Genomic DNA, 22,800 nt, shown 5'->3' with positions numbered 1-22,800 from the left:
GCTCGCCGCGTGATTCGAGCAGGGCTCCCCGCATAACGGGCCCCGCTCACGCGCTTGACCCAGCGCCCTCACGCCCCTCGGTTGAGCAGCCACCACGTCGTGACGATGTCCTCCGTGCGCCGCAGGTCGAGCCCGGTCAGCTCGCGGAACCGATTGACGCGGTAGCGCACCGTGTTGGCGTGCACGGTGAGCAGGCGAGCGGCATCCGCGGCCCGTTGGTCACACTCCAGATAGACGCGCACCGTCTCGCGCAGCTCGTCGCCCATGCGTCCCTCGGCGGCCAGCGCACCGAGGTGCCGTTCGGCGAGGAGGTCGGCCGCCCTGCTCTCGGGCAGCACCAACGGTCGCGGGCCGAGATCGGTCAGCCGAACGGCGCCGGCCATGCCGAAGCGCTCGGCCGTCTCGAGCGCCTCCACGGCCTCGTCGAAGCCTCGGTCGAGCTCCTCGAGCCTCAGCGGTGGGCCAATGGCCACGAGGGCCTCGCCGACACCCTCCGGAGCGCTCGGGCTGATGCAGCCCCATGAGCCGTCGACGTCGGCGACGAGCAGCCGGTCGGGCGGGGTGCGCGTGGCGACGGCGAGCAGCCGGCGGAGCTCCTCAGCGCGGGCGGGCGTCGTCGCCCGTGCCGCCACGGCCACGTACGGGCGCCGGGCATCCAAGCCGAACAGGGCCGCATCGCGCTGGATCTGCTCGGAGGATGCCGTGCCACTCAGCACCCCACGCGCGAACGCCGAACGCCTCTCGGCGTCGAAACGCGCCTGCTCGACCAGCAGTCCGTGCTGCACACGGGCGAACACCGCCGCCGCCTCGTTGGCGAATTCCCAGGTGCTGTCGTGGATGGCCAGCAGGAGGTCCGTCGGCATCGCGACCTCCACCGCGATCTCGTCCATGAGCGCGAGCATCTCCCGCGAGCCGAGGTGATAGCTGAGCGACAGGGTGTCGATCGAGATGCCCTGGGCCACGCGCTTCAGCGCGAACGCCTCCAGTTGCTCTCGCAAGGCGTCGTCGGGGATGCGCATCGACTCCAGCTCGGAGATCTCGCCCTCGACGAGGGTGCGCGCCGACCCGCGGATGTCGTCGTCGGCGAGCTGGTCGTAGCCGGGGACGTGTTCACGCACCAGACGGAGGAACCGAGCGGTCCACTCATCGACGGAGTCGCGCAGCCGGTCGACCGCAGCGGCGACCACGGCCTGGGTCGGCGCGTCCAGCGAGGTCAGCTCGGGCATCCGCCTCCGGCGCGGCCAGTCCCCGACGACGTCGTCCATGCGGCGAGCCTACCCGCCGTCTTGTTCAGCGACACAAAAGACGCAGCGAACCCTTGGTAGCGCCGCCATGGCTGGGCGGCCCACCGGCGATCACAATGGCGGGAGTTCATGCCGACCTCGTGCGGCCTGAGCCCTCCTCTTTCTTCAATGGCGAAGGGATCCATCCATGTCCGACACCCGCGTGACGCAACCCGAGACGAAGGCGCGAGTTGTCTCCAGCGCCAAATGGATCCTCACCTTGCTGTTCATCGGCAACCTGCTGAACTTCTACGACCGGGCCATCCCGTCCGTCGTGCTCGAGCAGATCAAGGCGGACTTCCGGCTCGACGACGTGCAGGTCGGCATCCTGGCGTCGGCGTTCGTGCTGTTCGGTGCGATCGCAGGCATCCCGCTCGGCTGGCTGGCCGACAAGATCGCCCGCAAGCAGGTGGCCGGATGGGGCCTGCTCGTCTGGAGCGCCTTCACGGCCCTCGGCGGGCTGCTCACCAACTTCTGGGCGTTCTTCGGCACTCGCGTGGGCGTCGGCATCGGCGAGGCGAGCTACACCCCGGCCACCGGATCGCTCATCTCCGACCTCTACCCGAGCGAGAAGCGAGCGCGCGCTAACTCGCTGTTCCTGCTCGGCTTCCCGATCGGCACGCTGCTCGCCTTCTTCACCGTGGGCGGCATCGCGGTGGCGTTCGACTCCTGGCGGGCGCCGTTCCTCATCGCCGCCGTTCCCGGCGTGATCGTGGCGATCCTCATCCTGCTCATCAAGGAGCCGCGCCGCGGCGCTGCCGAGCCCGACCGTCTCGACGCCCTCGGCGCCCCCGCGGCCGCCACCGACCGTCCCGCCAAGAGCCGTGCCTTCGCCGGCCTCTTCCGGGTCGGCTCGCTGTGGGGGCTCGTGCTCGCCTACGCGGGCTACAACTTCGCCGCCTACGCCATCGGCACCTTCCTCACCCCGGTGCTGCAGCGCTACTACGGGCTCGAGCTCATCCCGGCCGCCCTCCTCGGCGGCGTCGTGATCGGCATCACGGGCCTGCTCGGTCTCATCTTCGGCGGCCGGGTGCTCGACCGCGCGGCGAAGTCCTCGCCATCGCGGCGTGTCCTGATCGCGTCGATCAGCCTGGTGGGCGCCGCGGTGTTCTCGCTCGTCGGCCTCGCCGCCGCCCAGCAGAACCTCTGGCAGCTCGTGGTCTTCCTCGGCATCGGCTACCTGCTCGGCATCGTCTACCTCGCCGCGTCGCTGCCGGCCGTGTCCGACGTGATCGGCCCGCGTCAGCGCTCCACCGCACTGGGGGTGGTGTTCGCCATCGGCCTCTTGATCGGTGGCGCCGGAGGGCCGATCGCGGTGGGCGCGGTGTCCGACTCCCTCGCGACGTCCGCCGCATCGAGCATGTCGAGCGACGCCGCGATCGCGCAGGGCCTGCAGGGAGCGATGATGATCATGGTGCCGATCGCCTTCGTGGTGGCCGCCATCGGCATGTTCATCGCCACCCGGTTCATGACCAGGGACCACGAGGCGATGCTGGCCCGCGAAGCCGCCTGAGGCGCGAAACGCCGCCATCCGTCGCATCATGGAGAGCAGACAGTCCGCAGGGACGGGGAACGACATGCAGAACAGCACCGCGCAGACGACCGAGCACGCCGCCGCGGCGGAGGAGTCAACGATGAGCCGGCACGCACAGGTGGTGATCATCGGCAGCGGGTTCTCGGGCATCGGATTGGGCTACAGCCTGAAGAAGGAGCGCTTCGAGGACTTCGTCATCCTCGAGCGGTCGGCGGATGTCGGCGGCGTGTGGAACCTCAACACCTACCCCGGCTGCACCTGCGACGTGCCGAGCCACCTCTACTCGTTCTCGTTCGCCCCCAACCCGGAGTGGTCGTCGACCTACTCGCCGCAGCCCGAGATCCGGGACTACCTGCACACCTGCCTCGAACGGTTCGGCCTGCGACCGCACCTTCGCACCGGCGTCGACGTGACCGGCGCGGCCTGGAACGAGGCCGACCAGCTCTGGGAGATCGAGACCAGCGACGGTCGCTGGACGGCGAACGTCCTGGTGAGTGCTGTCGGTCCGTTGACGGAGCCCAAGCTGCCGGACGTGCCCGGCATCGGGCGGTTCCGGGGCAAGGTGATGCACTCGGCGCGCTGGGACAACGACTACGACCTCGCCGGAAAGCGCGTGGCCTCGATCGGCACGGGCGCATCCGCCATCCAGTACGTGCCCCGCATCGTCGACCGGGTCGGCGAGCTGTTCGTCTTCCAGCGCACCGCCCCCTGGATCATGCCGCACGACAAGCGGCCGATAACGGATGCCGAACGCGCGCGCTTCCGCAGGAACCCGGCGGCGCAGAAGCGCGAGCGCGACAAGGTCTACCTGTCCAAGGAGGCGCTGCTGCTCGGGTTCGCGAAGCAGCCCAAGCTCATGAAGCTCGTGGAGGGACTCGCGCGCAAGCACCGCGAGAGCCAGGTCGCCGACCCTGCACTGCGCGCCGCGCTCACGCCCGACTACCTGGTCGGCTGCAAGCGCATCGTTCCGTCGAACGAGTGGTATCCGGCCCTGCAGAAGCCGAACGTGACGCTCGTGCCGAAGGCGCTGCGCGAGGTGCGCGAGAACTCCGTGGTGGATGCCGACGGGGTCGAGCGCGAGGTGGACGCCATCATCTTCGCCACCGGCTTCCACGTGGCGGACATCCCGTTCGCCGACCGGGTGCGCGGACGTAGCGGCGAGCTGCTCCAGGACCACTGGAAGGGCTCCCCCCGCGCCTACCTCGGAGCATCCGTCCCCGGCTTCCCCAACTTCTTCATGTTCCTCGGGCCCAACACGGGCCTCGGCCACAGCTCGATGGTCTACATGATCGAGGCGCAGGTCGCGCACATCACGCACGCGATCCGCGCGCTCGACACCACGGGGGCGACCGCGATCGAGGTCGAGCAGAGCGTGCACGACGGGTACAACCGCAGAATCGACGCGAAGCTCGCCACGACGGTGTGGGAGCTGGGCGGCTGCACCTCGTTCTACCGGGACGTCAACGGCCGGAACGCCTCCATCTACCCGGACTGGACGTTCCGGTTCCGGCGCGACAACGTGAAGTGGCGGGCGGATGCCTACCGCCTCACGACCGGGCCGGCATCCGTCACCGAGGGCGTCACGCCGGCAGTCGCCGCGGCCTCAGCGATCGCCCGATGAGGGCCGTCACCGTTCAGCACGGCCGGCTTGCGGTGGCCGACCTGCCCGCACCTCGCCCAGGCGCCGGCCAGCTGCTCGTGCAGGTGGGGCGCTGCGGCATCTGCGGGTCGGACCTGCACGCGCGGAGGCACGCCGACGACCTCGCCGACGTGCTCGAGCTCTGCGGGTATCCGCGGTACATGCGATCGGACCAGTCCGTGGTCATGGGCCACGAGATCTATGGAGTCGTGGCCGACCACGGGCCGTGGAGCACGCGCCGCATCGCCGTCGGCACCCCGGTCGTGACGGTTCCGCTCGTGCGCCGCGGCCGGACCGTCGACGGCATCGGCCTGTCGGCTGACGCCTCCGGCGGCTATGCCGAACAGGTCGTCGTGCAGGAGGCGCTGACGATTCCCGTGCCGGGCGGCCTGGCACCGGACCTCGCCGCGCTGACCGAGCCGATGGCCGTCGGGTGGCACGCCGTGGCCCGGTCCGAGATCACGCGCAAGGACGTCGCCATCGTCATGGGCTGCGGCCCGGTCGGTCTCGCCGTCATCGCCGTGCTCCGGGCGCGGGGCGTCGAGACGATCGTCGCGAGCGACTTCTCGGCCGGTCGGCGCGCCCTCGCCGCTCGGGTGGGCGCGCATGTCGTGGTCGATCCCGCCGTCGCGTCGCCCTGGGAGGCGGCGGCCGGACACGGCGAGATGGCCACCATGCCCGACTCCTACAACGCCGGCATCGACCTCATCGAGAGCCTCGAGAAGCTGCCGATCCCGTGGTGGACGGCCTGGCGCGGCCTCGACAGGGTGGGCGTGACGGATGCGAAGCGCCCCGTCGTGTTCGAGTGCGTCGGCGTGCCCGGCATGATCGACGGCATCCTGGCCTCGGCTCCCCTCCATACCCGCGTCGTGGTGGTCGGCGTCTGCATGGGCGCGGACGCCATCCGTCCGTCGCTCGCGATCAACAAGGAGCTCGACCTGCGTTTCGTCGTGGGCTACACGCCGTTGGAGTTCCGCGACACGCTGCACGCCCTGGCCGACGGCAAGCTCGACGCCGCCGCGCTCGTGACGGGTCGCGTCGGCCTTGCGGGGGTGGATCGCGCGTTCACCGCCCTGGCCGACCCCGAAGCGCACGCGAAGGTGCTCATCGACCCGTCCATCGCCGGGGTCGACCTGATCGCGGTCTGACGCCGACCCAAGGACATACCGCGTAGTCGGTTCGCGATGCACGGCTATGCTGGAGGCTCCGCTGGACGAGGAGGTCAGGTGCAGATCACGGGTGCCGTCCTGGAACGTTCCGGCGCCGCGGCGCCGTTCTCGGCATCGCGACCCTTCACGGTCCAGACTCTCGAACTCGATCCGCCCGGCCACGGCGAGCTGCTCGTGCGCATCGAGGCCGCGGGTGTCTGCCACTCCGACCTCAGCGTCGTCGACGGCAACAGGGTGCGACCGACGCCGATGCTGCTCGGCCACGAAGCGGCGGGCATCGTCGAGCAAGTCGGCGACGGCGTGGACCTCGCCGTCGGCACGCGCGTCGTGATGACTTTCCTCCCGCGCTGCGACGACTGCGACGGATGCCGTACCGACGGTCGTCTGCCGTGCGAGCCCGGATCGGCCGCCAACAACGCCGGCACCCTCGTCGGTGGCGGCATCCGCCTGCATCGTGGCCACGAGGATGTGAAGCACCACCTGGGCGTCAGCGCGTTCGCGACCCACGCCGTGGTCAGCCGCACCTCGGTGGTCCCGGTCGATGCCGACGTGCCGGCCGAGATAGCCGCGCTCCTCGGCTGCGCGGTGCTGACCGGCGGGGGAGCCGTCATCAACGCGGGGCGCCCCGCGGCGGGGTCGCGCGTGATCGTCGTCGGGCTCGGCGGTGTCGGCATGGCCGCGCTCCTCGTCGCGGTCGCGCTCGGGCACGAGGTGATCGGCGTCGATGCCGTCGAGGGCAAACTCGCGCTGGCGCTCGAGCTCGGGGCATCCGCCGCCTACTCCCCTGCTGACGCGACGGATGCGACGCTCCGCGCCCCCGTCGTGATCGAGGCCGCCGGATCCGCCCGCGCGTTCGAGACAGCCTTCGCCCTGACTGCACCCGGCGGGACGACGGTCACCGTCGGACTGCCCGCTCCCGACGCACGGGCATCCCTCTCGCCGCTCGCCCTCACCGCCGAGGCGCGCACCGTCATCGGCAGCTACCTCGGGTCCGCCGTGCCGAGCCGGGACATCCCGCGTTATGTCGAGCTCTGGCGCTCCGGCCGCCTCCCGCTCGAGAAGCTCATCTCCTCGCACATCCGCCTCGACGAAATCGACGCCGCGATGGACCGTCTCGCGGCCGGCGGCGAACTGCGACAGCTCATCACGTTCTGAACCCCTTCGAAAGGATCAACCGCATGACCCGCATCGCCATCGTCACCGGAGCCGCCCGCGGCATCGGGGCCGCGACCGCCAAGCAGCTCGCCTCCGACGGCTGCACCGTCGCCGTGCTCGACCTGGATGCCGAGCAGTGCGCGGACACCGTCGCGGCCATCGAGGCATCCGGCGGTCGAGCTCTCGCGGTCGGCGCGAACGTCGCCGATTCCGAGGCGGTCGCCGAAGCGGTCGCCTTGGTCGCGGACGAGCTCGGCGCTCCGACGGTGCTGGTCAACAACGCCGGCATCCTGCGCGACAACCTGCTGTTCAAGATGACGGATGGCGACTGGGACGCGGTGCTGAACGTGCACCTGCGCGGCGCCTTCCTGATGAGCCGGGCGGTGCAGGCGTTCCAGGTGAAGGAGGGCTGGGGGCGCATCGTCAACCTGTCGAGCACCTCGGCACTCGGCAATCGCGGGCAGGCCAACTACGCAGCGGCGAAGGCCGGCATGCAGGGCTTCACCAAGACCCTGGCGATCGAGTTGGGCCGCTACGGAGTGACCGTGAACGCGGTGGCGCCCGGGTTCATCGCGACGGACATGCTACGTGCAACGGCCGATCGGATGGGCGTCGGGTTCGACGACTTCCTCGCGGGGGCCGCCAAGGAGATCCCCGTGGCGCGCGTGGGCCAGCCTGAGGACGTCGCCGCCGCGGTGTCGTTCTTCTGTTCCGAGGCGGCCGGCTTCACGTCGGGACAGGTGCTCTACGTGGCGGGCGGCCCGAAGGCATGAGCGCGACGTTCTCCTCCCCCGAAGCGCTGCTCGACGCCGTCGGCACGGCGGTGGGTCCGAGCGAGTGGTTCGCCATCGACCAGGCGCGCATCGAGGCGTTCGCCGATGCGACGGATGACCACCAGTGGATCCACGTCGACGTGGAGCGGGCCACCGCGGGTCCGTTCGGTGCGCCGATCGCCCACGGGTTCCTCACGCTGTCGCTTCTCACGGCCCTCGCGTCGAGATTGCTCGACGTCGACGGCGTGGCGATGGGCGTCAACTACGGCTTCGAGAAGGTGCGGTTCCTGCAGCCGGTGGTGGTCGACTCGAGGGTCCGAGCGGTCGGAGTCCTGTCGGCGGCCGAGCGCACCGGCACCGGCATCCGTCTCGTGCAGGACCTCACGGTCGAGATCGAGGGTTCGGAGCGCCCCGCCCTCGTTGCCCAGTGGGTCACCCTGCTGGTCCCCGCCTGAATGATCCGTTGGGCACTAGTTGCTCGCGCCAGCCCGAGTTCGCGACCCCTACTGCCCAACGGATGGGGGGTGAGGGGTCAGACGCGCTCAAGGATGAGGGCCATGCCCTGGCCGCCTCCGACGCACATGGTCTCGAGGCCGTAGCGGCCCCCGGTCGCGGCGAGTCCGTTGATGAGGGTGGAGGTGATGCGCGCACCCGTCATGCCGAACGGATGGCCCACCGCGATCGCCCCACCGTGCACGTTGAGGCGCTCCTCGTCGATGCCGAGCTCGCGGGCGGACGGGAGCACCTGGGCGGCGAACGCCTCATTCAGCTCGATGAGGTCCATGTCGTCCATCGAGAGGCCCGCCCGGGCGAGCGCGCGGCGGGACGCCTCCACGGGCCCGAGCCCCATGATCTCCGGAGAGAGCCCGGATACCCCGGTGGACACGACGCGAGCGAGCGGCTCGAGGCCGAGCTCCTCGACGACGCGGTCGGACACGACGACGACCGCCGCTGCTCCGTCGTTGAGCGGGCAGCAGTTGCCGGCCGTGACGGTGCCGTCGGGTCGGAACACCGGGTCGAGCCCGGCGAGCGCCTCGAGCGTCACGCCGGGGCGCGGTCCGTCATCCGTCGACACGACCGAGCCGTCGGCGAGCGTCACCGGCGTGATGTCGTTCGCCCAGAAGCCGCTCGCGATCGCCGCTTCGGCACGCTGCTGGCTGCGGGCGGCGAACGCGTCCTGGTCCTCCCGGCTGACGCTGCGCAACTGGGCGACGTTCTCGGCAGTCTGGCCCATGGCGATGTAGGCGTCGGGGAGCAGGCCGTCCTCGCGCGGGTCGTGCCAGGTGGCGGCTCCGCCTTGGGCGCGGGATGCCGTGCGCGCGACGGCATCCGCGAACAACGGATTCTCGACGTTCTCGCCCGGGATGTAGTCGCTCGACCCGCGCATCGCATGCGTGACCGACTCGACACCCGCCGAGATGAAGATGTCGCCCTCGCCGGCCTTGATGGCGTGGAAGGCCATGCGCGTGGTCTGCAGGCTCGACGAGCAGTAGCGGTTCACGGTCGTGCCCGGGAGTGCGTCGAGGCCGAGCAGCACCGCGACGACGCGCGCCATGTTCATGCCCTGCTCGCCGCCCGGCAGGCCGCAGCCGAGCATGAGGTCGTCGATGCGCTCCGGGTCGATGGTGGGGACCTTGTCGAGCGCGGCCCGCACCATCTGGACGGTGAGGTCGTCGCCGCGCAGTGAGGCGAGCGAACCCTTGCGAGCACGACCGATCGGCGAGCGGGCGGTGGCGACGATGTAGGCCTCGGCCATGGTGACTCCTCTGTCGTGTGCGGCGGGTGCCGTCAGGGGCGACGGTACCCAGGGTGTGCGGCGGGAGCGATCAGTGGAACGCGGCGATGCCGGTGATGGCGCGGCCGACGATGAGCGAGTTCATGTCGAAGGTGCCCTCGAACGTGAACACCGCCTCGGCGTCCGCGAAGTACCGGGCGACGCCATGGTCGAGCTGGATGCCGTTGCCGCCCATGATCTCGCGGCACAGGGCGACGGTCTCGCGCATCCGGGCCGTCGCGAAGGCCTTCGCCATCGCCGAGTGGTGGTCCTTCTGGATGCCCTCGTCCTGCATCTCCGAGACGCGCACGCACAACGCGATCGACGCGGTGATGTTGCTGAGAGCGTTGGCCAGCTTCTGCTGCACCAACTGGAAGGAGGCGATCGGCTTGCCGAACTGCACCCGCTGCTTCGCGTAGGCGAGGGCGGCCTCATAGGCGCCCACCATCACGCCGATCGCCTGCCAAGCCACCTCGGCGCGGGTCATCCGCAGCACGATGGCGACGTCGCGGAACGAGTCGATGTTCTGCAACCGGTCGCTCTCGGGCACGATGACGTTCTCGAGCACGATGTCGGCGTTCTCGACACCGCGAAGGGACTGCTTGCGCTCGATCTTGGTGGCCGTGAAGCCCTCCGCCGGCTGCCGCACGATGAAGCCCTTGACCTGGTCGTCTGCGGTGTCGCGCGCCCAGATGACCACCATGTCGGCGAAGGTGGCGTTGCCGATCCAGCGCTTCGCGCCGTTGAGGGTCCATTGGTCGCCGTCGCGGGTGGCGGTGGTCTGCAGCCCACGGGCGGTGTCTGAACCGTGCTCGGGCTCGGTGAGGCCGAACGCTCCGACGAGCTCGCCGCGCCCCATCGGCCCCATCCACTCGGCTCGCTGCTCCTCGGAGCCGCCGACGCCGACCGCGTTCATGGCGAGCCCGCTGTGCACGCCGACGAAGGTGGCTGTGGATGGGTCGACGCGGGAGATCTCCAGCGCGATCCACGCCCGGTAGACGGCGCTGTTCTCGAATTGGCGCGTCTCGGGCCAGCCCGCTCCGAACAGGCCGAGCGCGGCAAACTCGGGAATGAGGTGGCGCGGGCTCTGCGCCTTATCCCACAGCTCGTCCGCGTTCGGGCGCACCCTCTCCTCGAGGAAGGCGCGGACCCGGGAGACGGATGCCTGCTCCTCAGGCGTCAGCAGGTTCTGGAAGGAGTAGAAGTCGACGTCGAGGAGTTCAGCCGGCGCGGCCGAGTCGAGGTCGGTGGTGGGCAGCGCGTTCGTCTGCGAGGTCGTGAGCGTCATCGCTTCTCCGATTCATCCGGTGATGGGACGAGTATGCATCATTTTCCAGAACGTTGCATGTGAGCCCGGGCGACCTGCGACCCGCCCGCCAAATCGCATGCCGCACGGCGATGATGCGGTGAAGTGTGATCATGAGCGATCCTGAAGCCCACGAGCCGTCGCCCGCGTTCCTCGGAGCGCTGGCCAATGAGCAGTTCGGCCTGCAGTCCGTGTCGGGCATCTCGGTCAGTGAGAGCTCGAGCCGGGCGGCGCTCTACCTCTCCACCCTCTCGAGCGGGCTCGTCGCGATCGGGTTCAGCGCCACGCATCCGACGGCCCTGGCCGCCCTGACCTTCTCCGTGCTGCCCACCGTCTTCATCCTCGGATGCTTCACCATCGTGCGTCTGGTCGACACGAGCGTCGAGAACCTCGTGGCGCTCCGCCGGCTGGAACGCGTGCGCCAGTACTGGGCAACTCTCGACCCGGCCGGAGCGCACTTCTTCGGGCCGGACGCGCCGAGGAGCGGATACCGCGGGGTGCGCTACGGGTTCTGGGCGATGCTGTTCACGATGGCCAGCATGATCGTGTTCGTCAACGGCGTGCTCGCCGGCGCCATCGCCGCGCTGCTGCTCGCCATCGCCGCCGGCGCCTCAACGGCGGTGTTCCTCCCGGTGGGCATCGCCGTCGGCGCGCTCGCCGTGGTCGTCGGATTGGTCTACGAGAACCGTCGCCTCGTTCCGTGGATCAGCGGTCTCTCCTCGGACACCGCCGCCGGAGACGCCGCCCTCCCGGGCTCCTGACCTCCTCCTCGAGGCACGGGCATCCGTCGCCTCGGCCCGATCGACGGAGGTAGAGTTCCGGCATGCCAGCCTCGATCACCGAAGCGACCGTGGCGTCGGTGGGTCTCGACGCCGCTCCGTCGTGGCTGTCGGAGCGGCTGGCGAGCGGAGCGCATCCGGACGCCCTGCGCGCGTTCGAAGCGGCCCGCGAGACGCTCATCACCGGTCGCCGCATCGACATGGGGGCGCTGGCCACGTCGCTCGGCGTCGATCGCACGTCGCTGTTCCGCTGGGTCGGCAATCGCGACGCCCTGCTGAGCGAGGTGCTCTGGTCGCTCGCCGTTCCCACGCTGGTGCAAGCCGAGCAGGCGGCCGACGGACTGGTCGGAGCCGAGCGCATCGCCGCGACGCTCACGCACTTCACCGACGACCTCATCTCGAACGACTACTTCCGCCAGTTCCTGCGGCGGGAGCCGGCGCGCGCGCTGAGACTGCTGACGACCAAGGAGAGCGAGATCCAGCGGCGCTACGTGGCCACCGTCGAGTGGCTCGTGCGTCGCGACCTCGGCGCTGCACCGCTCGGCGGGGCGATCGACCCGTCCACCCTCGCCTTCCTCATCGTGCGCGTATCCGAGTCGTTCACCTACTCCGACCTCATCGCCGGCGACGAGCCGAGCACCGACCGGGCACGAGTGGCGCTCCGCGTGCTGCTGCGCGCCGACTGAGACGAGCCTCTGCATGCCCTACCCGGCCCGCCACCCCTTCCCCACCCGGTGGAACGACAACGACCAGTACGGGCACGTCAACAACACCGTCTACTACGAGGCGATGGACACGGCGATCAACGTCTGGATGATGCGGTACGGCGGCCTCGACCCCCAGGGTGAGGCCATCGCCGTGTGCGCGTCGAGCGCGTGCGAGTACCAGTCGTCGGCGTCGTTCCCCGACGAACTCGAGGTGGGAATCGGCGTGGAACGGCTGGGAACGACGAGCATCACCTGGAGCCTCGGCATCCTGCGAGCGGGCGAGCAGGAGCCGATCGCGACCGGCCGGTTCGTGCATGTGTTCGTCGATGCGGCCACCCGCCGGCCCACCCCGGTGCCCGCTGGCATGAGGGCCGCGATCGAGACGGAACTGCTGATTGCCGACGAGAACGCAGGATCACAGCGGTCATAGCCGCATATCGCGGTCATGAGCGATCTCATCCTGCATTTCGGGAGCTATCGGCGCTCCTCCGCCATCCGAGCACGTACCGACTACGCGGTATGCTGCGGAGGCGCCCTCGTGAGGAGAGCGCGAACGCGAGAGGTGGTCACCGGTGACCCACGGTCCGGCAGGATCCCCGCCCGGGGTGGACGTCCCCGGGCTGACCCGTTGGCTCGAGGATGCGCACCCCGAGCTGGCCCACGCCCCGCTGACGGCGACCGTCATCGCGGGCGGGCGCAGCAACCTCACCTATCGGGTCGACGGTGCCCGCATGCCGCTCGTTCTCCGCCGCCCGCCGCTCGGTCACGTGCTCGCGAGCGCCCATGACATGCGCCGAGAGCACCGCATCATCAGCGCGCTGGCGGGCAGCGCCGTACCCGTCCCTCCTGCCATCGCCTTCGTCGACGACACCGACGCCGACCGCGTCACCGGCACCCCGTTCTTCGTGATGGCGCTCGTGGAGGGACGCGTGCTCGCGCATCCGTCCCAGAACCGGCACTACCGTCCGGCGGGGCTGCACCACCTCGGCATCGAGCTCGCGCAGACGCTCGCCGACCTGCACGCGATCGACCCCGCCTCCATCGGGCTCGCCGACTTCGGACGACCGGAGGGCTACCTCGAACGGCAGTTGCGCACTTGGCGGCGGCAGTACGACGCCTCGCGATCCCGCGAACTTCCGCGACTCGACGCCCTCCAGGACGCCCTCGGCGAACGGATGCCCGCGTCGCAGCGCAGCGGTCTCGTGCACGGGGACTACCGCCTCGACAACGCGCTGGTCGGCGACGACGACGACGGCCCGCGCATCGCCGCCATCCTCGACTGGGAGATGTCCACGATCGGCGACCCGCTCGTCGACCTCGGCATGTTCGGGCTCTACTGGACGATCGCCGACCTGCCGGGCGCGCTCGGTCTCATGCCGAGCGCCGTCGACACGAGCGCCGGCTACCCGAGCTTCGACGAGCTCGTCGACGCCTACGCCGCCCGCGAGGGAACGAGCGTCCCCGACCTGGGCTGGTACCGAGCCTTCGCCGCATACAAGCTCGCGGTGATCGCCGAGGGCATCCACCTGCGCTGGCAGGCGGGCGAGACCGTCGGCGAGGGCTTCGACCGCATCGGCGCGCTCGTCGATCCGCTCGCCGGAGAGGGCATCGCCCGCCTCTACTCATCCACCGGAAGGCACTGATCATGGACTTCGCCCACGACGAGCGCACCACCGACCTCATCGACCGGCTGCGCACCTTCCTCGACCAGGAGATCATCCCGGCCGAACACGTCCTCGCCGAGCAGGTCAGGGCCACCCCGAACGACTGGCACACGCGCCCCATCGTGCGAGCGCTGCAGCAGAAGGCGCGCGAGCAGGGCCTGTGGAACCTGTTCCTCCCCGGCGAGGGCGGTGCCGGGCTCACGAACCTGCAGTACGCCCCGCTCGCCGAGCTCACCGGCTGGAGCATGCACGTGGCCCCGTATGCCCTCAACTGCAACGCCCCCGACACGGGCAACATGGAGCTGCTCGCCCACTTCGGCACCGCCGAGCAGAAGCGGCAGTGGCTCGAACCGCTGCTCGACGCCCGCATCCGCTCGTCGTTCTGCATGACAGAGCCCGACGTCGGATCCTCCGATGCCACCCAGATCGCCACCCGCATCCGACGCGACGGCGACGACTTCGTCATCAGCGGCCGCAAGTGGTGGTCGACAGGCGCGATGAACCCCGAGGCGCAGCTGCTCATCGTGATGGGCAAGACCGACCCGGATGCACCCCGCCATCGCCAGCAGTCGATGATCCTGGTGCCGCGCGACGCGGAGGGTGTCACCATCGTGCGCCCGCTCACAGTGTTCGGCTACGACGACCGCGACCACGGCGGCCACGCTGAGATCGTCTTCGACGACGTGCGGGTGCCGGCCACCAACCTGCTCGGCGGAGAGGGCGAGGGGTTCGCGATGGCGCAGGCACGGCTCGGCCCCGGCCGCATCCACCACTGCATGCGGGCGATCGGGATGGCGGAGCGCGCCCTCTCGCTCGTGCGCGACCGGGCCACCACCCGGGAGACCTTCGGCCGGCCGATCGCCGACCAGGGCGTCGTGCGCGAGTGGGTCGCCGAGTCGCGCATCCAGATCGAAGCCCTCCGGCTGCTCGTATTGAAGACGGCGTGGCTGATGGACACGGTGGGCAACCGCGAGGCGATGACCGAGATCCAGTCCATCAAGATCGCCGTGCCGCGGGCGGTGCAGCAGATCCTCGACCGGGCGATCCAGGTCTTCGGTGCGGCCGGCCTGTCCGAGGACACGCCCCTCGCCGAGATGTTCGCCGGAGCGCGGGCGCTGCGCCTGGCCGACGGGCCCGACGAGGTGCATCTGAGCGCGCTCGGCAAGGCCGAGTTCCGGCGCTGAACCGCATCCACCGATTCCCCGACCTGCACGGGTTAGGGTGAGCACGATCGAAGGAGATCCCATGAGCATCATCGAACAGTCGGCCCCGTCCGCGGCCGTCAACCAGGCCGGCATGACGGATGACGAGCGCGCCGCGCTCGACGCCGCCGTCCGCGAGTTGCACGATGGCGAACGAGTGTGGGCCAAGACGTCCCTGGCTGACCGTGCGGCGCTGCTGCGGCGGGTGCACGGGCTCGTCGCGACCTCGGCGCAGGAGTGGGCGCTGACGGCCAGCAGCATCAAGGGACTCGACGCCGACTCCCCCCTCGTCGGCGAGGAGTGGCTCTCGGGCCCCTACGCGATGCTCACCGGACTCGCCGCCGTCGCGAACAGCCTCGAGGCACTCGCCACGCTGCGCAATCCGCTCGATCGCATCACCTTCGGAACGGCTCCCGGCGACCGCGTGACCGTCCCGGTGATGCCGGCGGATGCCGCCGAGGGCATGCTCATGAACGGCTTCTCGGCCGAGGTGTGGATGCGGCCCGGCGTCGACGGCAAGACCGTTCGCGCCGGCGTGGGCCTCGCGTCACTGCACCCCACCGAGACCGGCGGAGTGGGCCTCGTGCTGGGTGCGGGCAACATCACGTCCATCGCACCCCTCGACGTGCTGTACGAACTCGTCGCCAACAACCGCGTCGCGCTGCTCAAGCTCAACCCGACCCTCGCCGGCATGGAGCCGGTCTATGCCAAGGCGCTCGCGCCGCTCATCCAGCTGGGAGTGCTGCGCATCGTACAGGGCGGCGGCCCGGTCGGCGCCTACCTCGTGCACCACGAGGGCATCGCCCACGTGCACATCACCGGCAGCGCTGCAACCCACGACGTCATCGTCTACGGCCCGGGCGAAGAGGGCCGCGCGCGCAAGAAGGCCGGAACACCCACCCTTGACAAGCCGATCACGAGCGAGCTGGGCGGCGTCTCGCCCATCATCGTCGTGCCCGGCGAGTGGCTCGACTCCGACCTCACCTTCCAGGCCGAGCACATCGCCACGATGCGCCTGCATAACGGCGGCTACAACTGCATCGCCGGACAGGTCGTCATCCTGAGCGCCGACTGGCCGCAGAAGAAGCAGTTCCTCACCGCCCTCCGCCTCGCGCTGGACGAGGCACCGGTGCGGCACGCCTGGTACCCGGGCAGCGACGACCGGGTCGCCGCCGCGCGTGCCTCCTACCCCGATGCCGAGGCGGTCGGGCCCGACGGCTGCCGCCTCCTCGTCGACGCCACCGCCTCGGCCGACGTGATGGCCTCGACGGAGTACTTCTCCCCGGTGCTCGGCGTGATCGAGGTGCCGGGAACGGGGCAGGAGTTCCTCGACGCCGCCGTGGCGACCGCCAACGACGACCTCGTCGGGACCCTCGGCGCCAACGTGCTCATCGACCCGAAGGAGCGGAGGCGCCTGGGCGACGGCTTCCGCGAGGCGATCGCGCGGCTGCGCTACGGCAGCATCGCGATCAACGCGTGGACGGGCGTGGTCTTCCTGACCGCCGCCGCGACGTGGGGCGCGTTCCCCGGCCACACGCTCGACGACGTGCAGAGCGGCCGGGGCGTCGTGCACAACGCGCTGCTGCTGCCCGACCCGGAGCGCACGGTGCTCACCGGTCCGTTCCGCGCCTTCCCGCACTCCGTCCGGCACGGCGAGAACGCCCTGTTCCCCAAGCCGCCGTGGTTCGTCTCCGCTCGCAGCGCCGCACTGACGGGTCAGCGCCTCACCGAGTACGCCGCGAAGCCGAGCTGGCTCAAGATGCCGTCGGTGTTCGCGGCCGCCTTCCGCGCCTAGCTGCGGGTACCGCGACGGCGTACTGCCGGGGCGGTATCCGAAGATGCCGCCCCGGGTGGATGCGCGTTCGGCAGCCGAGGGCGAGAGTGGATGCATCCACTCCTCCCTCGACGAAGGATCGCCATGCCCGCCCCCATCCTGTCCCTCCATGACGTGCACAAGTCGTACGGCCGCGGCGCGACCCGCTTCGACGCGCTCAAGGGCGTGAGCTTCGACGTCCTCGAGGGCGAGTCCCTCGCCATCGTCGGCAAGAGCGGCTCCGGCAAGTCGACGCTCATGCACCTGATGGCGCTCCTCGACCAACCGACGAGCGGCACTATCGCGCTGTCGGGAACGGATGCGGCCAGCCTGCACGGCCGCACGCTCAACACGACCCGCAACAAGACCTTCGGATTCGTCTTCCAGCAGTTCTTCCTCACCTCGGGCGCCAGCGTGCTCGAGAACGTGATCCTGCCGCTGAAGATCGCGGGCGTCGGACGCTCCGAGCGCCGTCGCCGCGGCCTCGAGGTGCTGGCCCGGCTCGAGCTCGACGACAAGGCGCGCAACCGCGCATCCGACCTCTCGGGTGGACAGAAGCAACGCGCCGTCATCGCCCGTGCGTTGGTCAACGACCCGCGCGTCATCTTCGCCGACGAACCCACCGGCAACCTCGACACAGCCACCGGCGCCGTGGTCGAGGACATCCTGTTCACCCTCAATCGCGAACAGGGCATCACCCTCATCATCGTCACGCACGACGAGGAGCTCGCGGCCCGCTGCGATCGGGCCATCCACGTGCGCGACGGTCTCATCATCGACGCCGAGGCGGTGGCGGCATGAGGACCATCGACGTGATCGGCTCGGCCGTCTCGAACACCTTCCGCAGCAAGACGCGCACCCTGCTGACGATCCTCGCGATCTTCATCGGCGCGTTCACGCTGACCATCACCACCGGGCTCGGCACGGGGATCAACCGCTACATCGACGACACGGTGGCTTCCGTCGGGGCGAGCAACGGCATGACGGTGAGCAAGAACGCACCGGATGCGCCCACCGGCGACGGGCCGCGCGCCTACGACCCGAACGCGAGCACCACCCGGCAGGGCCCGACCCTGACCGCCGTGGAGCTCATGGACGACTCCGACGTCACCGCCCTGCGAGCGATCGACGGCGTGACGTCTGTCACGCCGATCGACGCGATCACCCTCGACTGGGTGCGCCATGGCGACGGCACGCAGTATCAGGCGGCGATCGGCGGATTCTTCTCGGGCTCGGCATTGCAGCTGGCGGCCGGCGCTCAGCCGAGCGACACGTCATCCGAGCTGCAGGTGGCGATCCCGGCGAACTACGTCGACTCGCTCGGCTTCGACGATGCGGCGTCCGCCGTCGGCCAGACCATCACGCTGGGGCTGACGGACGGAGCGCACCAGGCGCAGCAGGTCGACGCGACCGTCATCGGCGTCGCCAATCCCTCCCTCGGCGGCGCAGGCACCACCCTGGTCGCCAATACGGCGCTGAGTGCGAACCTGCACGACCTGCAGAGCACCGGACTCCCCGCGGCGCAGCAGGGGCAGTTCCGGCAGGCCAGCATCCGCTTCGCCGATTCCGGCAACGCGCAGGACGTGACCGCCCTGAAGACCCGACTGACGGATGCCGGCTACACCGGCCAGACCGTCGCCGACCAGCTCGGCACCTTCAAGACCGTCATCGACGCGATCGTGGTCGTGCTCAACGCCTTCGCCATCATCGCCCTCCTCGCCGCGAGCTTCGGCATCGTGAACACCCTGTTCATGTCGGTCCAGGAGCGCACCCGTGAGATCGGCCTGATGAAGGCGATGGGCATGGGCAGCGGGAAGGTCTTCGGCCTGTTTAGCTTGGAGGCGACCTTCATCGGCTTCCTCGGCAGCGCCATCGGAGCGGCCATCGGCATCGGCGTCGGGAGCCTGGTCGGCAACGCGCTCGGGAAGGTGCTCTCGAACCTGCCCGGACTGCACCTGATCGCCTTCGACCCGCTCTCGGTGCTCGGGATCGTGCTGCTCGTGATGGCGATCGCCTTCCTCGCGGGCACCCTCCCGGCGCTCCGTGCAGCGCGCCAGGACCCGATCGAGTCCCTCCGCTACGAGTGAGCCCGCTACGCCCGGATGCTCCGCAGGAACAGGTCCGTCAGCTGCTCGGCGACGAGCGTGGCATCCTCCGGCCCCTCGGGCGAGTACCACTGCGGCAAGTAGTGCGTGTCGCTGAAGAAGTGGGCGATGAGAACGGAGCGCGGGATGTCGGTGCGGTAGAGACCCTCCGACTGACCGCGCTCGAGCAGCGCGGCGAACTCGTCGTTGTACTCCCGACGACGCCGAGTGACCTCCTGCTGCCGCGGGGCGCTCAACATGTGGGCGCTCCGGAAGAACACGGTTCCCTCCTGCAGCGACGCGATCGAGGTCTCCATCACGTCGATGCAGACGGCACGGAGCACGTCGTCGACCGCGCCCCCACGGGCGACGATGTCGTCCATCCGTCGCTTCTGCATCGCCAGCAGCCGGTCGTAGATGCCGAACAGCAGGTCGTCCTTCGACTCGAAGTAGTGGTACATCGCGCCCTTGGTGACGCCGGCCGCCTCCACGATCTGCTGCACGCTCGTGTTGGCGTATCCCTGCGCGGCGAACAGCTCCACCGCTGCGCGCGTGACGTCGTCGGCGACGCTCGTCTGCCTCATGCCCGTCTCCTCACCAGAGCCCGCGGATGCCGACACCGCCGTCGATCGAGAGCGTCTGGCCGGTGATCCACGCGGCGTCGTCGGAGAGCAGGAAGGCGACCGGGCCCGCGACATCCGTCGGCAGCCCCAACCGGCCGAGCGGGTACGCGGCTGCCGCCTGCTCCTCGTGCCCCTCGTAGAGCGCCCGGGCGAAGGCCGTCTTGACCACGGCCGGCGCCACCGCGTTCACCCGGATGCGCGGCGCGAGCTCCTGCGCGAGTTGCACCGTGAGGTTGATGAGGGCGGCTTTCGACACCCCGTAGGCCGCGATGCCGGGGCTGGCGCTCGTGCCGGCGACCGAGGCGAGGTTCACGACGGAGTGTGCAAGGCCGGCGGCGACCGCGGAGCGCGTCCACTCGAGCGTCGCCACCACGTTGACCTCGAGGATCTTGCGCACTGCCGCCTCGTCCACATCCAGCAACGGGCCGTAGGCGGGGTTGATGCCGGCGTTGTTCACCAGGTGATCGAGCCGGCCGTGCCGGTCGGAGATGTGCGCGAACACGGCTGCACGATGCTCGGCGTCGTCGGCCCGTCCCGCGACGGCACTGGCGTTCGCGCCGAGCTGGGCAACGGCCTCATCGAGGCTTTCCTGCTTACGACCCGTGACGACGACGGATGCCCCCTCCTCGACCAGCCGCTGCGCGATGGCGAGGCCGATGCCGCGACTACCGCCGGTGATGAGCGCTACCTGTCCGTCGAACCTCTGCACGAATCCTCCTCCTCGAGTCCGCGCGGCCGACCGACCGCGCGGTATGTCGATGCTACGCGGTTCGTCGACCGCGGTTTGCAGGATCAGAGGGGCGATGGACGCGATATGCGCCTATCGGCGGTCTCATCCTGCATTCAGCGCTGTGCGTCGACCGCGGGGCTCAGGCTCGCGGAATGCCGAGGGCCGGCAGCACGACCTCGTCGATGAGCGAGATGAGGAACTCACGGTCGACGGGCTTGCGGAGCATCAGGGTGCGGTAGGTCACGACGGACGGCGACAGCAGCGACAGCAGCTCGAAGTCATGGTCGGCGCTGATCTCGCCCCGCTCGACCGCACGTCGGAACAGCTGACGGTTGATGGCCGCGCGCGGCTCGACCATGGCGGCACGGGCGACGTCGGCGAGCTCGGGCGAACGCGAGAGCATCGAGGCGATGCCCGCCATGATCTGCAGCTTCTTCTCGCCGTCCTCGATGGAATGCGGCTTGATGAGCGCGATCAGGTCGCCACGAAGAGTGCCGGTGTCGGGCAACGGGGCGGAGGCATCCGTCTTCTTGAGGCAGGCGACGGCGTCGATCACGAGCTCGGCCTTGGACGGCCAGCGGCGGTAGAGGGTGGCCTTGCCCGCGCGCGCACGGGTGGCGACCATGTCGACGGTCATGCCGTCGTAGCCCTCCTCCGAGAGCACGTCGAGGGCGGCGGCGAGAATGTCGGCGTCGCGCGTGTGGTCGCGCTTGCGCCCCATGCGTGGCGCGGTATCAGACGCGGCGGCATCGTCGACGACCTCATCAGGGCCGTCTTCGAAATCGTCGTCCGCCAACGCGTCGTCGATCTGGTCGGCCAGCTCGGCGGTGAGCTGGCTGGAACGTGCGGACAGGTCGAGCGGCGTCATTGCGGCTGTCTCCATTTCCGGATGAGGGTGCGACCGGATGTCGCCCGATGAGAACATCATAGTTCAGGAACTCGTAATATCCGGAACTGGTGAGTGTCGTATATAGTTCTTCCCATGACTTCCCCATCCCCAACCCTCCAGACCTCGGCCGAGAGCGAGCACGCCTCGTCCCGCCGGTGGTGGACGCTGTCGGTCGTCGCCCTCGCGCAGCTCATGGTGGTGCTCGACTCGACCGTCGTCAACATCGCCTTGCCCGCCGCCCAGGCCGACCTCGGCTTCTCCAACGGCGACCGCCAGTGGATCATCACCGCCTACTCGCTGGCGTTCGGCAGCCTCCTGCTTCTCGGCGGACGCCTCTCCGACCTCATCGGACGCAAGCGAACGTTCATCATCGGCCTCGTCGGGTTCGCCGCCTCTTCCGCCATCGGTGGAGCGGCGGGCACGTTCGGCATGCTCGTCGCCGCTCGCGCGGCTCAAGGCGCATTCGGCGCTCTCCTCGCCCCGACCGCCCTCGCCGTGCTGACGACCACGTTCACCATTCCCAAGGAGCGCGCACGGGCTTTCGGCGTGTTCGGCGCCATCGCGGGAGCCGGTGGAGCGGTCGGACTGCTGCTCGGCGGGTTCCTCACCGAGAAGCTCGACTGGCGCTGGAACCTCTACATCAACGTCATCATCGCGATCGTCGCGGTGATCGGCGCCTCCATCTTCGTCGCCAACATGCACCGCACCGGTCCGCGTCCCAAGCTCGACATCCCGGGAACCCTGATCGTCTCCGGCGCGCTGTTCTCCCTCGTCTACGGTTTCTCCAACGCGGAGACGGATGGCTGGGACTCGCCGCTCACGTGGGGGTTCCTGGCCGCGGCCGGTGTGCTTCTCATCGCGTTCGTGCTCTGGCAGCGGCGCGCCGCGCATCCGCTGCTCCCCCTCTCGATCGTGCTCGATCGCAACCGCGGAGCCGCCTACAGCTCGGTGCTCATCGCCGGTGCCGGCATGTTCGGCATCTTCCTGTTCGTGACGTACTACCTGCAGGCGTCGCTCGGCTACTCGCCCATCCAGACCGGCCTGTCGTTCCTGCCGATGATCGGCATGCTCGTGCTGGCCGCGCAGCTCTCGACCAACATCTTCGTGCCGCGCTTCGGACCGAAGATCATGGTGCCGTTCGGCATGACGCTCGGCGTCATCGGCATGATCTACCTCACGCACCTCGACCTCAACAGCACGTACGCGGCCGACGTGCTGCCGCCGCTGCTCATCCTGGGCTTCGCGATGGGTTCGATCATGCCCGCCTCGATGCAGACCGCCACCCTCGGCGTCGACCGCCACTTCGCGGGCGTCGCCTCCGCGATGGTGAACACCAGCCAGCAGGTGGGCGGCTCGATCGGAACCGCGCTCCTCAACACCCTTGCGGCGACCGCGGCGACGGACTACATCGCCTCGCACACGCCCCCGTCCGCGCGGGTGATGGCGGAGGCCGCGGTGCACAGCTACGCCACCGCGTACTGGTGGGGCGCCGGCTTCTTCGCCTTCGGTGCCGTGCTCGCCGCGCTGCTGTTCCGCCGCCGCGGCCAGGGCCTCTCGCTCTCGCACGACCCGGCACCCGCCGCGACGACGGATGACGCGCCCGAGCCGGTCGTCGCCCACTGATCGCGAAGCGCTGACCACGTACGGGACCGTCCCGCTCCGAGCTCGTCCAGCTC

Annotated in this window: 21 protein-coding genes; 15 read left to right on the top strand and 6 right to left on the bottom strand. The window is 69.8% G+C overall.

Annotation, left to right across the window (positions count from 1 at the left end):
• Positions 1-68: 68 nt before the first annotated feature.
• Positions 69-1,265 (bottom strand): PucR family transcriptional regulator, encoded by a 1,197-nt coding sequence (locus tag E6C70_RS09085; RefSeq protein ID WP_136424212.1) that lies wholly within the window; start codon positions 1,263-1,265, stop codon positions 69-71.
• Between the two features lie 166 nt (positions 1,266-1,431).
• On the opposite strand from E6C70_RS09085, the gene E6C70_RS09080 reads away from it, so the two are divergent.
• The 6 genes from E6C70_RS09080 (at position 1,432) to E6C70_RS09055 (ending at position 8,008) form a co-directional block, all read left to right on the top strand.
• Positions 1,432-2,796: a spinster family MFS transporter gene (locus E6C70_RS09080; RefSeq protein ID WP_136424211.1), complete on the top strand. Its 1,365-nt coding sequence runs from the start codon at positions 1,432-1,434 to the stop codon at positions 2,794-2,796.
• Positions 2,797-2,860: 64 nt separating this feature from the next.
• Entirely contained in the window at positions 2,861-4,438 is a 1,578-nt protein-coding gene (locus E6C70_RS09075) for a flavin-containing monooxygenase (protein WP_207670079.1), read from the top strand.
• On the top strand, positions 4,435-5,604 hold the full coding sequence (locus E6C70_RS09070) for a zinc-binding dehydrogenase (RefSeq protein WP_136424210.1): 1,170 nt from the start codon (positions 4,435-4,437) through the stop codon (positions 5,602-5,604). Before E6C70_RS09075 ends, E6C70_RS09070 begins: the two co-directional genes overlap by 4 nt.
• Positions 5,605-5,682: 78 nt before the next feature.
• Complete coding sequence (locus E6C70_RS09065; RefSeq protein WP_136424209.1) at positions 5,683-6,780, top strand: zinc-binding dehydrogenase; 1,098 nt, start codon at positions 5,683-5,685, stop codon at positions 6,778-6,780.
• A gap of 23 nt (positions 6,781-6,803) precedes the next feature.
• A complete protein-coding gene (locus tag E6C70_RS09060) occupies positions 6,804-7,553 on the top strand; it encodes an SDR family oxidoreductase (protein WP_136424208.1) in 750 nt (249 codons plus the stop codon).
• Positions 7,550-8,008, top strand: coding sequence for a MaoC family dehydratase (locus tag E6C70_RS09055; RefSeq protein ID WP_136424207.1), 459 nt, complete (start codon positions 7,550-7,552; stop codon positions 8,006-8,008). The genes E6C70_RS09060 and E6C70_RS09055 overlap by 4 nt, the downstream gene beginning before the upstream one ends.
• Positions 8,009-8,085: 77 nt before the next feature.
• On the opposite strand, the gene E6C70_RS09050 is transcribed toward E6C70_RS09055, so the two are convergent.
• Positions 8,086-9,309, bottom strand: coding sequence for an acetyl-CoA C-acetyltransferase (locus tag E6C70_RS09050; RefSeq protein WP_136424206.1), 1,224 nt, complete (start codon positions 9,307-9,309; stop codon positions 8,086-8,088).
• A gap of 70 nt (positions 9,310-9,379) precedes the next feature.
• Positions 9,380-10,615 carry an acyl-CoA dehydrogenase family protein gene (locus E6C70_RS09045; protein ID WP_136424205.1) on the bottom strand — a complete coding sequence of 412 codons (1,236 nt, stop codon included), beginning with the start codon at positions 10,613-10,615 and terminating at the stop codon, positions 9,380-9,382.
• Positions 10,616-10,746: 131 nt separating this feature from the next.
• On the opposite strand from E6C70_RS09045, the gene E6C70_RS09040 reads away from it, so the two are divergent.
• The 8 genes from E6C70_RS09040 to E6C70_RS09005 all read left to right on the top strand — a co-directional run bounded on the left by E6C70_RS09040 (position 10,747) and on the right by E6C70_RS09005 (position 18,885).
• The gene (locus E6C70_RS09040; RefSeq protein WP_136424204.1) at positions 10,747-11,394 is read left to right on the top strand and encodes a hypothetical protein; all 648 of its coding nucleotides are present in this window, start codon (positions 10,747-10,749) and stop codon (positions 11,392-11,394) included.
• A 62-nt stretch (positions 11,395-11,456) separates the two neighbouring features.
• Complete coding sequence (locus E6C70_RS09035) at positions 11,457-12,098, top strand: QsdR family transcriptional regulator (RefSeq protein ID WP_136424203.1); 642 nt, start codon at positions 11,457-11,459, stop codon at positions 12,096-12,098.
• A gap of 13 nt (positions 12,099-12,111) precedes the next feature.
• Positions 12,112-12,549 carry an acyl-CoA thioesterase gene (locus E6C70_RS09030; protein ID WP_136424202.1) on the top strand — a complete coding sequence of 146 codons (438 nt, stop codon included), beginning with the start codon at positions 12,112-12,114 and terminating at the stop codon, positions 12,547-12,549.
• 142 nt (positions 12,550-12,691) lie between these two features.
• Positions 12,692-13,762 carry a phosphotransferase family protein gene (locus E6C70_RS09025; protein ID WP_235833363.1) on the top strand — a complete coding sequence of 357 codons (1,071 nt, stop codon included), beginning with the start codon at positions 12,692-12,694 and terminating at the stop codon, positions 13,760-13,762.
• Positions 13,763-13,764: 2 nt separating this feature from the next.
• Positions 13,765-14,967: an acyl-CoA dehydrogenase family protein gene (locus tag E6C70_RS09020; RefSeq protein ID WP_136424201.1), complete on the top strand. Its 1,203-nt coding sequence runs from the start codon at positions 13,765-13,767 to the stop codon at positions 14,965-14,967.
• Positions 14,968-15,028: 61 nt separating this feature from the next.
• Positions 15,029-16,780, top strand: a complete 1,752-nt coding sequence (locus E6C70_RS09015; protein ID WP_136424200.1) for an aldehyde dehydrogenase family protein — start codon at positions 15,029-15,031, stop codon at positions 16,778-16,780.
• Positions 16,781-16,903: 123 nt separating this feature from the next.
• The gene (locus E6C70_RS09010; protein WP_136424199.1) at positions 16,904-17,599 is read left to right on the top strand and encodes an ABC transporter ATP-binding protein; all 696 of its coding nucleotides are present in this window, start codon (positions 16,904-16,906) and stop codon (positions 17,597-17,599) included.
• Positions 17,596-18,885: an ABC transporter permease gene (locus E6C70_RS09005; protein WP_136424198.1), complete on the top strand. Its 1,290-nt coding sequence runs from the start codon at positions 17,596-17,598 to the stop codon at positions 18,883-18,885. Before E6C70_RS09010 ends, E6C70_RS09005 begins: the two co-directional genes overlap by 4 nt.
• A gap of 5 nt (positions 18,886-18,890) precedes the next feature.
• Here the strand turns inward: E6C70_RS09005 and E6C70_RS09000 are convergent, their stop codons facing one another.
• The 3 genes from E6C70_RS09000 to E6C70_RS08990 all read right to left on the bottom strand — a co-directional run bounded on the left by E6C70_RS09000 (position 18,891) and on the right by E6C70_RS08990 (position 21,103).
• The gene (locus tag E6C70_RS09000) at positions 18,891-19,466 is read right to left on the bottom strand and encodes a TetR/AcrR family transcriptional regulator (RefSeq protein WP_136424197.1); all 576 of its coding nucleotides are present in this window, start codon (positions 19,464-19,466) and stop codon (positions 18,891-18,893) included.
• Between the two features lie 10 nt (positions 19,467-19,476).
• Positions 19,477-20,214, bottom strand: a complete 738-nt coding sequence (locus E6C70_RS08995) for an SDR family oxidoreductase (RefSeq protein WP_136424196.1) — start codon at positions 20,212-20,214, stop codon at positions 19,477-19,479.
• A gap of 160 nt (positions 20,215-20,374) precedes the next feature.
• Complete coding sequence (locus E6C70_RS08990) at positions 20,375-21,103, bottom strand: TetR/AcrR family transcriptional regulator (RefSeq protein ID WP_235833362.1); 729 nt, start codon at positions 21,101-21,103, stop codon at positions 20,375-20,377.
• 114 nt (positions 21,104-21,217) lie between these two features.
• On the opposite strand from E6C70_RS08990, the gene E6C70_RS08985 reads away from it, so the two are divergent.
• Positions 21,218-22,747: an MFS transporter gene (locus E6C70_RS08985; protein ID WP_235833361.1), complete on the top strand. Its 1,530-nt coding sequence runs from the start codon at positions 21,218-21,220 to the stop codon at positions 22,745-22,747.
• Positions 22,748-22,800 lie beyond the last annotated feature (53 nt).

Source organism: Orlajensenia flava (assembly GCF_004801905.1).
Taxonomy (GTDB): domain Bacteria; phylum Actinomycetota; class Actinomycetes; order Actinomycetales; family Microbacteriaceae; genus Orlajensenia; species Orlajensenia flava.
Note: the sequence above shows the minus strand (reverse complement) of the source record. Positions and strands in the feature narration are given on the sequence as shown.